General features: G+C 42.0%; 10 protein-coding genes and 1 riboswitch. Of the genes, 8 read left to right on the forward strand and 2 right to left on the reverse strand.

Annotated features, from left to right (window positions below; translation table 11 throughout):
* Nucleotides 1-15 precede the first annotated feature (15 nt).
* Nucleotides 16-759: an FKBP-type peptidyl-prolyl cis-trans isomerase gene (fkpA, locus tag FR932_RS20380; RefSeq protein ID WP_019441399.1), complete on the forward strand. Its 744-nt coding sequence runs from the start codon at nucleotides 16-18 to the stop codon at nucleotides 757-759.
* 169 nt (nucleotides 760-928) lie between these two features.
* Here fkpA and FR932_RS20385 read toward each other — a convergent pair whose 3' ends face one another.
* Nucleotides 929-1417, reverse strand: coding sequence for an Rsd/AlgQ family anti-sigma factor (locus FR932_RS20385; protein ID WP_019441400.1), 489 nt, complete (start codon nucleotides 1415-1417; stop codon nucleotides 929-931).
* 505 nt (nucleotides 1418-1922) lie between these two features.
* On the opposite strand from FR932_RS20385, the gene hemE reads away from it, so the two are divergent.
* Nucleotides 1923-2987, forward strand: a complete 1065-nt coding sequence (gene hemE / locus FR932_RS20390; RefSeq protein ID WP_019441401.1) for a uroporphyrinogen decarboxylase — start codon at nucleotides 1923-1925, stop codon at nucleotides 2985-2987.
* 155 nt (nucleotides 2988-3142) lie between these two features.
* Here hemE and bamD read toward each other — a convergent pair whose 3' ends face one another.
* Nucleotides 3143-3880 (reverse strand): outer membrane protein assembly factor BamD, encoded by a 738-nt coding sequence (gene bamD / locus FR932_RS20395; protein WP_019441402.1) that lies wholly within the window; start codon nucleotides 3878-3880, stop codon nucleotides 3143-3145.
* A 137-nt stretch (nucleotides 3881-4017) separates the two neighbouring features.
* Between bamD and rluD the strand changes: the two genes are divergently transcribed.
* The 6 genes from rluD to FR932_RS20425 all read left to right on the forward strand — a co-directional run bounded on the left by rluD (nucleotide 4018) and on the right by FR932_RS20425 (nucleotide 12781).
* Nucleotides 4018-4998: a 23S rRNA pseudouridine(1911/1915/1917) synthase RluD gene (gene rluD, locus FR932_RS20400; protein ID WP_019441403.1), complete on the forward strand. Its 981-nt coding sequence runs from the start codon at nucleotides 4018-4020 to the stop codon at nucleotides 4996-4998.
* A gap of 6 nt (nucleotides 4999-5004) precedes the next feature.
* Entirely contained in the window at nucleotides 5005-5760 is a 756-nt protein-coding gene (pgeF, locus tag FR932_RS20405) for a peptidoglycan editing factor PgeF (protein ID WP_019441404.1), read from the forward strand.
* A gap of 153 nt (nucleotides 5761-5913) precedes the next feature.
* Nucleotides 5914-8487, forward strand: coding sequence for an ATP-dependent chaperone ClpB (clpB, locus tag FR932_RS20410; RefSeq protein ID WP_019441405.1), 2574 nt, complete (start codon nucleotides 5914-5916; stop codon nucleotides 8485-8487).
* 312 nt (nucleotides 8488-8799) lie between these two features.
* Nucleotides 8800-8895: riboswitch (glycine riboswitch) on the forward strand.
* Nucleotides 8896-9020: 125 nt separating this feature from the next.
* Nucleotides 9021-10553, forward strand: coding sequence for an alanine/glycine:cation symporter family protein (locus tag FR932_RS20415; protein ID WP_019441406.1), 1533 nt, complete (start codon nucleotides 9021-9023; stop codon nucleotides 10551-10553).
* 163 nt (nucleotides 10554-10716) lie between these two features.
* Nucleotides 10717-11769, forward strand: coding sequence for an AAA family ATPase (locus FR932_RS20420; protein ID WP_019441407.1), 1053 nt, complete (start codon nucleotides 10717-10719; stop codon nucleotides 11767-11769).
* Nucleotides 11770-11773: 4 nt separating this feature from the next.
* Entirely contained in the window at nucleotides 11774-12781 is a 1008-nt protein-coding gene (locus FR932_RS20425; protein WP_019441408.1) for a DUF58 domain-containing protein, read from the forward strand.
* Nucleotides 12782-12783 lie beyond the last annotated feature (2 nt).

A 12783-nucleotide genomic window follows, 5' to 3' on the forward strand; every position in this document is an offset into this window, starting at 1 on the left:
TAATTAGGTATTTCGATGAAAAAATTTTTTAAAATAACGGTACTAGCTTCAGCGGTATCTCTGTTAGCAGCATGTGGTCAAGAAGCACAAGCAGATAAAGCAACAGACATTAAGGCATACAGCGAAGATCAACAAGCAGCTTATGCCATTGGTTCAATCGTTGCACGTAATTTAGTTGCTCCACTTAAGCGTCAAGAAGAGCTAGGTGCGCCATTAGATAAAACCATCATCGTGCAAGGTATCACTGATGCGTTAAATGAAACGACGCAGTTATCTGATGAAGAATTACAAGCTGTATTAAAAGCATATGACGAAAAAATGAATACGCTATCAACTGAAGCTGCACGTGTAGAAAGTGAAAAAGCACAAGCAGACGCAGTCAACTTCTTTGCTGAAAATGGCAAAAAAGAAGGTATCACAACAACTGACTCTGGTCTTCAATACGAAGTACTAACTGCGGGTACTGGCGATGTAGCTAAACCAAGCGATACAGTAACTGTGCATTACACTGGTTCACTGTTAGATGGCAAAGTGTTTGATAGTTCTGTTGAACGTGGCGAACCAGCAACGTTTGCACTTAACCGTGTAATTCCTGGTTGGACTGAAGGTGTAGCACTAATGAATGTGGGCAGTAAATATAAATTATACATCCCATCTGAATTAGGTTACGGCGCACAAGGTGCTGGTGCAGATATCCCACCGAATTCAACATTAGTATTTGAAGTAGAATTACTTGAAATTGCTGGCCAAGAAAAATAATTAGACGTATTAAAATGCAGTAGCTGAGTGATTCAGTTACTATTTTTTGTCTATTTTTTAGGTTACAAAGACAAAACCCATTCATATGTAAGCATGTGAATGGGTTTTTTATTGGCTGGCTTTTATCCGAGTCTATTATTTTTATCTATGGTCTATCTGTTCGTCACTATTATTCAGCGTCTACGACTTCACGATGATAGGTTGCAAGCACATATAGTAGTTGGTCTTCTAATTCAAAGCGCTGTTCTAATAACTCACCAACTTTTGACATGTCATTATCTAAAGATTTAATTAAGGCATCATCGTCTTGATTTCCATCCGCGTATTTATCATTAAATTCAACTAAGGCTTCAGTTGTTAATACGATCTTCGGTTGGATTTCTTGAGCAAGGGATAGGCTTTTAGTGCTGTTTTCAGCACACTGAGAAACGATTTGATCGTAAACTTCGAAATGACCTGTCGATAAATAATCGATTAAAATTTGGCAGAAGGCCTGTAGTTCATCTTGGCTGGGCAAGGCGGCTGTTTTTTTAAACGGAGGTAAGCCTTCGAGTTTGCAATAATCGACAATTAATTCTTGTCTTTCTTCGAGCCAATGATCAATGGCGTTATGTGTGCCGCCCCAAGCTTGTTGCGCTTGTTCTAATTTGGTTAACATATGACTTACTCCATGTACCCTTAAAAAACTAAGGTGTCCTATTACTAAATTTTTTACCGTAATTCGTCAACACTATTTTATCTGGTCAAACCTGACTAATTAACGCTGCAATAACAGATATATCTACTAAAGCTTGATTACGGGTTTAAAACTGTTGTAGCACTAATGATAGCACATAAGTATTTGTTATGACTGATTTTTGGTTTTGTTCAGTAAGCTTGTTAAATAATTGTGATTGATGTCTCTGATTAACTTAGGGTTAATTGTGCAAATTAATTACCATTATTGAATATACTAAATTTGACTTATTAGTGGCGTTGCAAATTTGTTGATTTTTTCTTCGTTTAGGCATGAACAACTACACTTAACCTTGTATTTTAGCGGTGAATGCCCTGTTAGGATCAACTTGTTGGTAAATTAGTCATGAAAATGGCGTCAAATATTTTGTCGATTGTTGAATAATGTTACAATCACGGCATATTAGAGCCGCAATTCAGGAAAGGATATGAGCGAGTTAAAGAATGATCGTTATTTACGTGCGTTAGCCAAAGAATCGGTAGACCAAACACCAGTATGGATGATGCGCCAAGCAGGCCGTTATTTACCAGAATATAAAGCTACGCGCGCAGAGGCGGGTGACTTTATGTCGCTGTGTAAAAACGCTGAACTTGCTTGTGAGGTAACGCTACAACCATTACGCCGTTTTCCACTTGATGCGGCTATTCTGTTTTCAGATATCTTAACTATTCCTGATGCGATGGGGTTAGGTCTGTATTTCTCAGAAGGTGAAGGTCCTAAATTTGAACGTCCAATTACGTGTAAAGCGGATGTTGATAAAATTGGTCACCCGGATCCAGAAGGTGAACTGCAATATGTAATGAATGCAGTGCGTACTATCCGTAAAAACCTCGATGGCGCAGTGCCGTTAATTGGCTTTTCTGGTAGCCCTTGGACACTGGCAACTTACATGGTTGAAGGCAGCGGTACAAAAACGTTTACTAAAATAAAAAAAATGGGCTTTGCTGAACCGCAAACGTTACATTTATTATTAGATAAATTAGCTGATTCTGTGATCACTTACCTGAATGCGCAAATTGCTGCTGGTGCACAATCTGTGATGGTATTTGATACTTGGGGTGGCGTATTGTCTCCGCGCGATTACAAAGATTTCTCACTGCAGTACATGCACAAAATTGTTGATGGCTTAACGCGTTTTGCTGATGGTCGTAAAGTACCTGTTACCTTGTTCACGAAGAATGGTGGTCAATGGATCGAACAGATCGCAGCAACAGGTTGTGACGCGATTGGTCTTGATTGGACCATTGATATCGCGGAAGCAAAAGCCCGTGTTGGTGATAAAGTTGCACTGCAAGGTAACATGGACCCTTCAATGCTTTATGCATCACCAGAACGTATTCGTGAAGAAGTAAGCACGATCTTATCTGGTTTTGGTGAAGGCAATGGTCACGTGATGAATTTAGGTCACGGTATCCATTTAGATGTTGAACCTGAAAAAGCAGGTGTATTCATCGAGGCTGTTGGTGAGCTAAGTAAGCAATACCATAAATAAAGATGACGTTATTTAGTGCTGCCGCGCTAAAGTTAATACTTTAGCGGTACATTTTATACGTAAATCAAAACAAAAAACGGCGTCTATTTGCATAGACGCCGTTTTTTTATATTTTAATTTTAGACTTTATTATCAGCAGTAAAATGCGTTAGGTATTACCCTACGTTGGCTGCTAAAATCTTTTCAGCGTTCGCTTTTAGCGTTGATTGCTCTAAAATATCGTAGGCTTTAATCATTATTTCTAACGCACCAGTACGTGATTCTGTATCGGCAAAGTTATCGATAATGTGTTGTGCACGTTGGATCGCAGCGATATAAGCCTTACGTTTCATGTAATATTCTGCGGCAGATAGTTCATAGCGCGCAAGACGACTTTTAATCGCAATCGCACGTTTCTGTGCATCAGCCACATACTCACTTTCTGGGTAGCGTTGGATTAGACGAGAGAAGTCATTAAAGGCCGCATTGGCATAACTTGGGTCTCGATCTGAACGATCTATATTAAAGATGGCATGAAATAGGTTATAATCCGCGCCCATATTGGTAAGTCCACGCATATAATAGACATAGTCTATGTCTTTATGGCTTGGATTTAAGCGAATAAAGCGATCTATATTGGCTAATGCCTGTGCTGTGTCACTATTCTTGTAGTAAGCATAGATCAAGTCTAGTTGCACTTGCACTGTGTGCGGGCCAAATGGATAACGCGTATCAAGCGCTTCAAGTGTTTCAATGGCGGATACAAAATTACCCGCTTGTAACGATTGTTGCGCTATGCTGTAAAGCTCGATGGCTGGTTTGTCTGGCACGTTAGGCTCTGATTTTGAAGAGCAGCCGGTAGCCACAACCAGTGCGAGCGATAAACTTATTGCTAATTTTATTGATTTTTTCATTAGGTTGGATTTATTCCAAATTGCTTAATGCGAAAAATAGTTATGTAGCCAATATGCTACAGCAAAATAAAAGGCTAAAATAGCCTGAATCCTGTAATTATACTGAAAATTAGGACCGAAGAGGGTCCCTGCTACCTATGAGCCAACATATAGAACTTTCTGCCGTTGTTGCAGAACACCAAGTCGGTCAACGTTTAGACCAAGTTTTAGCCGAGATGTTCCAAGATTATTCTCGTTCACGTCTGAAAGAATGGATTCTTGCAGGATTTGTTAACCTAAACGGTAAAGTTGTCGTTAAAGCACGTGAAAAAATGCAATTCGGCGATAAAATTATCTTAAACGCTGAAGTGGAAGAAGAAGTGCGTTTCGAACCGCAAAATCTGCCACTTGATATTGTTTATGAAGATGATGATATTCTAGTGATCAACAAACCTGCTGGTTTTGTTGTACATCCAGGTGCTGGTAACCCAGATGGCACTGTGCTAAATGCATTGTTATTCCATTATCCTGAAATCATTGACGTACCACGCGCTGGTATTGTTCACCGTCTGGATAAAGACACAACGGGTTTGATGGTGATTGCGAAAACAATTCCAGCACAAACGCATTTAGTGACAGCACTGCAAGCACGTAAGATCACTCGTGAATATGAAGCGGTTGTATCTGGTACTATGACGGCGGGTGGTTTTGTTGATGAGCCAATCGGTCGTCATGCAACTAAACGTACACACATGGCTGTTCGTCCACTGGGTAAACCAGCTAAAACGCATTACCGTGTTGCAGAAAAATATCGTGCACATACGTTATTACGATTACGTCTTGAATCAGGCCGTACTCACCAGATCCGTGTTCACATGACGCACATTACCCACCCCATTGTTGGTGATGCTGTATATGCTGGTCGTCCAAAACCACCGGGCAATGCAACTGATACATTAGTATTAGCATTACGCGGTTTCGGTCGTCAGGCGCTACATGCTCGTATGTTGAAATTAGAACACCCAGTAACGGGTGAGATGATGATGTGGCGCGCAGAACGTCCGTCTGATATGAATACCCTTATTCATATCCTACGTGAAGATACTGCGTTAAACATGGTTGATGATTTCATTAGTTAATCATTGATGATGCCTCGTCTGATACAGGTCAATTGGCCTGCGCCTCATAATGTGAAAGCATTAAGCACTACCCGTTTGGGTGGTGTGAGTCATCCTCCGTATGACGGCCTTAATTTAGGGCTGCATGTACAGGATGATAGCGCGTTGGTGTGGCAAAATAGGCAGTTGTTAATGACAGCTGCGCATTTGCCACAGCAGCCATATTGGTTGAATCAAACGCACAGTACCGACGTTGTTCGTTTAGTGGGGCAACCTCACAATCCAGCGCAACTTCCGGCGGCCGATGCGTCTGTGACTATGATGACGGGGCAAGTTTGTTTAGTGATGACGGCAGACTGCTTACCGCTATTAATTTGCGATAAAGCAGGTTCGCAAGTTGCCGCTATTCATGCTGGCTGGCGTGGTTTATTGGATGGCGTGATTGAAAACACCCTTGCGAAACTATCAGCAGACCCTAAAGATTTGTTAGTTTGGTTAGGCCCTGCAATTAGCCAAGTACATTTCCAAGTGGGTTGTGAGGTACGCGATGCCTTTATTACGCATGATCCGCAAGCAAGTAGCGCTTTTATTGCCGATGGAGATAAATGGTTAGCTGACCTGTATTTATTAGCACGTCAACGTTTACGCGCTTTAGCTGTGAATCCTGCAGATATTTACGGTGGTGGCCACTGTACTTACCGTGAAATAGATTTATTCTATTCATATCGAAGAGATAGCCAAACGGGTCGCCAGGCAAGTTTGATTTACCTTGAATCACAATAAATAATCCTCAGATAATAACTATGGCTTTTAGTGCTTTAGAGCATATCCCCAAGACAATTAAACGACTATAATTGTAGCCACTAGATAATCATACATTACGACTATAGCAACCTTGCTGCATTCGTTTTTGCTCTACACCGATAGGACATAGTTATGCGCTTAGATCAACTCACTTCTAAATTCCAAATGGCTATTTCTGATGCGCAGTCACTTGCTTTGGGTAAAGATAATCAATTTATCGAACCTATTCATTTAATGACCGCGTTATTAAATCAAGATCATAGCTCTATTCGTCCCTTACTTACGGCGGCGGCGATAGATGCTAATTCATTACGTTGGCAGTTAGCGGATGAATTAGACCGTTTACCACAAGTGCAAGGGTCACAGGGTGATATTCAACTATCGTCAGCGTTAAATATGCTGTTGAACTTGTGTGATAAGTTTGCCCAAAAACGCAAAGATAAATTTATTTCTTCCGAGATGTTTGTACTGGCAGCAGTTGAAGATAAAGGTCGTTTAGGTGAATTACTGCGTAAAGCGGGTGGCACGCGTAAACAAGTAGAAGAAGCGATTGATGTGATCCGCGGTGGCGAAAAAGTCGATAACCAAGGTGCGGAAGAGCAACGTGAAGCATTAAGCAAATACACATTGGATCTAACTGAACGTGCCGAGGTGGGAAAATTAGATCCCGTTATTGGTCGTGATGATGAGATCCGTCGAGCGATCCAAGTATTGCAACGACGCACTAAAAATAATCCGGTTTTAATCGGTGAACCTGGTGTGGGTAAAACGGCCATTGCTGAAGGGTTAGCGCAACGTATTGTTAACGGTGAAGTCCCTGAAGGACTGAAAAATAAACGGGTATTATCCTTGGATATGGGGGCGTTAGTTGCTGGCGCTAAATACCGTGGTGAATTTGAAGAACGCTTGAAATCGGTGATCAAAGAGTTGGCGCAAACGGAAGGCCAAACAATCTTGTTCATTGATGAATTACATACCATGATCGGTGCGGGCAAAGGCGACGGTGCCATGGATGCCGGTAATATGCTTAAACCTGCGTTAGCGCGTGGTGAACTGCATTGTATGGGGGCGACGACCTTAGATGAGTACCGCCAATATATTGAAAAAGATGCAGCACTGGAACGTCGTTTCCAAAAAGTACTGATTGAAGAGCCGAGTGTTGAAGATACTATCGCTATCTTACGCGGGTTAAAATCACGTTATGAATTGCATCATAATGTCGATATTACCGATCCGGCGATTGTCGCGGCGGCCACCTTATCACATCGTTATATTTCTGATCGTCAGTTACCAGATAAGGCCATTGATCTAATTGATGAGGCGGCATCGTCTATTCGTCTACAAATGGATTCCAAACCGGAAGCGTTAGATAAATTAGAGCGTCGTATTATTCAGCTTAAGATTGAGCAGCAGGCACTAGAAAAAGAAGATGATGCTGCTAGTATTAAGCGCTTGTCGACATTGGCCGACGAATTAGCGGACAAACAAGACAAGTTTAATGATTTAGATGAAATATGGCGTACTGAAAAAGCCGCGCTATCTGGTACTAAACACATAAAATCGGCGTTAGATAAAGCCCGTGTTGAACTGGATATGGCGCGACGTGCCAGCGATTTAAATAAAATGTCTGAACTGCAATACGGCACGATCCCAATGTTAGAAAAACAATTGGATCTGGCAGCGCAGGCTGAAATGCAAGACATGACCTTGTTAAAACATAAGGTTGGTGAGGCTGAGATCGCTGATATCCTATCGCGCTGGACGGGTATTCCAGTGAATCGTATGCTGGAAGGCGAAAAAGAAAAATTATTGGCGATGGAAACTAACTTACATCAACGCGTTATCGGTCAAGAGGAAGCGATTAGTGTTATTTCTAATGCTATTCGCCGTAGTCGCGCTGGATTAGCCGATCCAAACCGTCCGATGGGCTCATTCTTATTCATGGGGCCTACAGGCGTTGGTAAAACCGAAGTATGCAAAGCCTTGGCTGATTTCATCTTTGATTCTGATCACGCCATGATCCGCATTGATATGTCGGAGTTTATGGAAAAACATTCAGTGGCGCGTTTAATTGGTGCACCTCCCGGTTATGTCGGTTATGAAGAAGGGGGGTACTTGACGGAAGCGGTACGCCGTAAGCCGTATTCGGTGATCTTGTTAGACGAAATTGAAAAAGCCCATCCCGATATTTTTAATATTTTACTGCAGGTATTGGATGACGGCCGCTTAACGGATGGTCAGGGGCGTACCGTTGATTTCCGTAATACCGTGATTATCATGACGTCTAATTTAGGCTCGGATATTATTCAGGAAAAATACGCGACCCACGATCAGGAAGGCATAAAAATAGCTTTGTTAGAATTGCTTGGGCAAAGCTTCCGACCTGAGTTTATTAACCGTATTGATGATACCGTGGTATTCCATCCATTGGGGCGTAATCACATCGAGAAAATTGCCGCGATCCAATTAAAATCGTTAGAGGCTCGATTAAAACAATTGGGCTATAGCTTATCGATCACGGCGGGTGCATTGGCTAAATTAGCCGAGGCCGGATTCGATCCTTTGTTTGGTGCTCGGCCACTAAAACGGGTATTGCAAAAACAGGTTGAAAATCGCCTCGCTAATGCCATTTTGGCCGGTAATATCGTTCCGGGCAAAGCGGTGAAAATAACGGTTGTTGATGATGAGTTATGCGTTAGCCAATAAGCCTGGCTTAGTCGTGAAAATGTCAGCCGATAACTGATTAGCGAGTTAATTATGATGAAAGAGTCCTGCGTTTCAGGGCTTTTTTTTGTATAAAGATTAATTGTTAATCATTCGCACTGGTTTATGTGTTTTTATTGAAGTATTACGTGCTAGTATTTGTTTGTTCATAGCATTTTATGTTGTGATATATCCACACTAAGTTCGGATGAAGGTAGCAGGAGAGTGGCACTTGGATTCAAATAAATAAGTGCCCGCCGAAGAAGTAAATCTTTCAGGCGCTTTATTCCGCAAGGAAAAGTAGGGACTGTTACTGGACGAGCCTCTGGAGAGATCCATTAAATTGGACGCCGAAGGAGCAAAGCGACAATGTCGTTGAAACTCTCAGGTACAAAGGACAGAGGATAGGATTATTTTTTTTGCGTACTTTCACGTCTGCTTTTTACCTTGGCTGTTGCTGTGGTTTTTTTGCTCCGTTTACCCATCTTGAATAATTACATCCTCCTCAGATTCACATTCTTGAGGAATGATTTTTAATGCACTCTTTACAATTAACAGCACAATCAACAGTACTATTAACATCAACATTATTAGCACCCACACTATCTACACCAGATCTATCAGCATCTGCACTACCAGATATCACCGATTTACCACTACAGTCTTCGTTACTGCAATCCATCGTTAATTTTTTATCACAACCCCTGCAACATATTCTGCAAAGCGTAGATCATTTTATTTGGGGCCCGCCATTGTTATTACTCTTGGTTGGTACCGGTATTTATCTGACGCTGCGTTTAGGATTTTTACAAATAACCAAGTTACCCCTAGCCCTAAAATACCTATTTTCAGGCGATAAAAGCGATGGTGTCCAGAAGAATAAGCAAGGTGACATCAGTAGCTTTGCGGCATTATGCACTGCGCTTTCTGCCACTATCGGTACCGGTAATATTGTTGGCGTTGCCACGGCGATTAAAATGGGTGGTCCGGGGGCATTGTTCTGGATGTGGATGGCGGCATTTTTTGGCATGGCGACTAAATATGCTGAATGTTTATTAGCGGTGAAGTACCGCGTTGTTGATGAAAAAGGCCAAATGGCTGGTGGCCCGATGTATTATCTTGAGCATGGCTTGGGTAATCGTTTTTTAGCTAAAGCATTTGCACTCTTTGGTATTGGCGTAGCCTGTTTTGGTATAGGTACTTTTCCACAAGTGAATGCCATCACCGAAGCTGTGCAGATCTCGTTTTATGTGCCTGTGTGGCTATCTGCTGCAGTGCTGACAATATTAGTGGCGATGGTGACGTTAGGTGGTATTAACTCTATTTCTGCGATTGCCCAACGTACAGTGCCCTTTATGGCGGTATGTTATGTGTTCGCGTCGTTGTTGGTGCTGTTATTTAATATTGAAGCTGTGCCTGATGCGATTGCTTTAGTGATCAGTAGTGCCTTTACGCCGACAGCGGCAACGGGGGGATTCTTAGGCGCGACTGTGATGTTAGCGATTCAAAGTGGTGTGGCGCGTGGTGTGTTTTCCAATGAATCGGGATTAGGCAGCGCGCCAATCGCGGCAGCTGCGGCGAAAACAGATTCTTGTGTAAAGCAGGGCTTGATTTCAATGACGGGTACTTTTTTTGATACCATCATTATTTGTACCATGACAGGACTGACGTTAGTGCTAACAGGCGTCTGGAGTGGTGACTCGTCTGGTGCGGCGATGACCACATTAGCGTTTGAACAAGGATTATCACCGTTAATCGGCCAATATGTGATTACCTTAGGCTTAGTCTTTTTTGCCTTCACTACCATCCTAGGTTGGAATTATTATGGTGAACGTTGTGTGCAATATTTGTTTGGTCAGAAAGGCATTAAACCGTACAAGTATGGCTATATTCTATTGGTTGCTGGTGGCGCGTTTTTACACTTGGATCTCATTTGGATCTTGGCTGATATTGTTAATGGCTTAATGGCGATCCCCAATTTAATTGGCTTGATTGGTCTACGTCATGTGGTGATTGAAGAAACACGATTGTTTTTCGATAAATTAACCTTGAGTGAGCAAACCGCCTAGTTTTGATTGCGTGTTGATTAAACGGCAGTAAGTCGAGCAGACTTATTGCCGTTGAATACGCTTTCACAGATTATAAGTTCACGATCAGTAGTATTACTGTGTTACCTCTGTCATTAACCTCATATCATAACTGTCTATCATTCGCGTAGAACATGAGACTGTTATGAGCCTTTCCCAGCAAGTATTTAAACAATTATCTAATACCGTTAATCAATCAGTCGTTGGTCAAGACGATGTAGTCAAAGCCTTGCTGATCGGTTTATTAACTCGTGGTCATGTACTACTCGAAGGTTTACCCGGTACCGCTAAAACTCGTTCAATTAAAGCACTTGCCGATGCAATGAATGCGGATTTTGGCCGTGTACAATTTACACCAGACTTATTACCGTCTGATGTGACTGGTGCTGAAATTTACCGTGAGGTGGAGGGGAAACACAGTCTTACGTTCCAGCCTGGACCTATTTTTAATAATTTAGTCCTCGCTGATGAAATTAACCGTGCGCCAGCAAAAGTACAATCAGCCTTGTTAGAAGCGATGGCTGAAAATTCAGTTACCTCGGCGGGTGAAACGCGTCAATTACCAGCTTTGTTTATGGTGCTGGCGACTCAAAACCCTGTGGAACAAGAGGGGACTTATCCATTACCTGAAGCGCAAATGGATCGCTTTATGTTAAAAGTGAATGTTGATTATCCAGATACTGAATCAGAATTAGCAATTATTGATTTAGTGCGCGAAGAAGAATTAATCAGCATGGATATGGCTAACTTGCCTAAAGGTAGCCAACCAAAAGCACCAGTGGACCTTGAGTCTCAAGACATTATAAAAAACAGTCCCTCAACCCCGCAGCTGACAATTCGACCTGAACATATTATGGTCGCGCAACGAGAAGTGTCTCGTATCTATATTTCACCATTAATAAAAAGTTATGTGGTTAATTTGGTGATGGCAACACGGGGTATCGGCGATTATAGCGATGCACAATTTCCACAATGGTTAGCTGTTGGCGCAAGTCCGAGAGCTAGTATTGCCCTTGACCGCGGAGCTCGAGCGCATGCGTGGTTGGCGGGACGTGATTATGTTGACCCTGATGATGTACGCGCCATGGTTCATTTGGTATTAGGGCATCGTTTAGTATTAAGTTATGCGGCTATGAGTGAGCGGATCACCACGACTAAGGTGATTGACGAGATCCTTGAACATGTTTTGATTGGGTAACGCTATGGCTTGGAAATCATGGTTTGCAACGGCTAATAAATCAGGTGATTCGCCTCATGATGATCCACGTATATACACGGATTTAAATGATTTATTAAAAATTAAAGCGCAAAAAACTGGCTTTAGTTTTGTGCCCCAGCAGGGACGCTGTAGTATTTTTTCGGGGTTACATGAATCGCGCTTACGTGGGCGAGGATTAAATTTTGAAGAGTTACGTCATTACAATAATGGCGATGATGTGAAAAATTTAGATTGGAAAGTGACGTTAAGAACCGGCAAACCGCATGTGCGTGCTTATAGCGAAGAAAAAGAGCGGCAGATTTGGCTATGTGTGGATCAGCGTCAATCGATGTTTTTTAGTTCACAACAAACGATGAAGTCAGTTGTCGCGGCGAATCTTGCTGCACTGTGTCTATGGCGTGTACTTGCTGATGCCGACCGTGTTGGTGGTTATATTTTTAATGACCACTCGAGTTTTCATTTAAAACCACAGCGCAGTAACGCATTAGCGATGCAATTTATTCAGCAATTGCATACTGTTAATCATCAACTGCAAGTCGGTATTTCGGGTGTGGACGTGCCCAAGATACGTTTAACCGATATGTTAGCGACACTGCAAGAATTACAAGCAAAGTCGAAAACATTTGTCATCATCAGCGATTGGTATGGCTTTGATGAAGAATGTGCAAACCGGTTACGTGCGTTGCAGCAGCATAATGATGTTATTGCTGTGCATATCAGTGATCCTCTTGAACAGAATCTAAGAAATGTCGATTCACTGATTACCAGTGATGGGCATTATCAATTACAGCTTTCTAGTCAGCAATTACAACGTAATAAAAATGCCTTACAACATGCTTATCAAGCTGCTTTTTTGGCTAAGCAAAATTTGTTACAACAAGCACTGCAATTATCTGCATTTTCGATAATAGATGTTGGTACTGACGGCAATGAGATTAATCAATTTAAGTCTGCTTTTCATATGAATCATAAAAATAGCGGAGAGGAATGATA

Origin of the sequence: Moritella marina ATCC 15381 (genome assembly GCF_008931805.1) — a bacterium.
GTDB classification, from domain to species: Bacteria; Pseudomonadota; Gammaproteobacteria; order Enterobacterales; family Moritellaceae; genus Moritella; species Moritella marina.

Bases quoted from the DNA above. Each gene is read 5' to 3' on its own strand.
- fkpA (WP_019441399.1), top strand. From the start codon at position 16: ATGAAAAAATTTTTTAAAATAACGGTACTAGCTTCAGCGGTATCTCTG.
- FR932_RS20415 (WP_019441406.1), top strand. From the start codon at position 9,021: ATGCACTCTTTACAATTAACAGCACAATCAACAGTACTATTAACATCA.
- FR932_RS20385 (WP_019441400.1), bottom strand. From the start codon at position 1,417: ATGTTAACCAAATTAGAACAAGCGCAACAAGCTTGGGGCGGCACACAT.
- FR932_RS20425 (WP_019441408.1), top strand. From the start codon at position 11,774: ATGGCTTGGAAATCATGGTTTGCAACGGCTAATAAATCAGGTGATTCG.
- clpB (WP_019441405.1), top strand. From the start codon at position 5,914: ATGCGCTTAGATCAACTCACTTCTAAATTCCAAATGGCTATTTCTGAT.
- hemE (WP_019441401.1), top strand. From the start codon at position 1,923: ATGAGCGAGTTAAAGAATGATCGTTATTTACGTGCGTTAGCCAAAGAA.
- FR932_RS20420 (WP_019441407.1), top strand. From the start codon at position 10,717: ATGAGCCTTTCCCAGCAAGTATTTAAACAATTATCTAATACCGTTAAT.
- rluD (WP_019441403.1), top strand. From the start codon at position 4,018: ATGAGCCAACATATAGAACTTTCTGCCGTTGTTGCAGAACACCAAGTC.
- pgeF (WP_019441404.1), top strand. From the start codon at position 5,005: ATGATGCCTCGTCTGATACAGGTCAATTGGCCTGCGCCTCATAATGTG.
- bamD (WP_019441402.1), bottom strand. From the start codon at position 3,880: ATGAAAAAATCAATAAAATTAGCAATAAGTTTATCGCTCGCACTGGTT.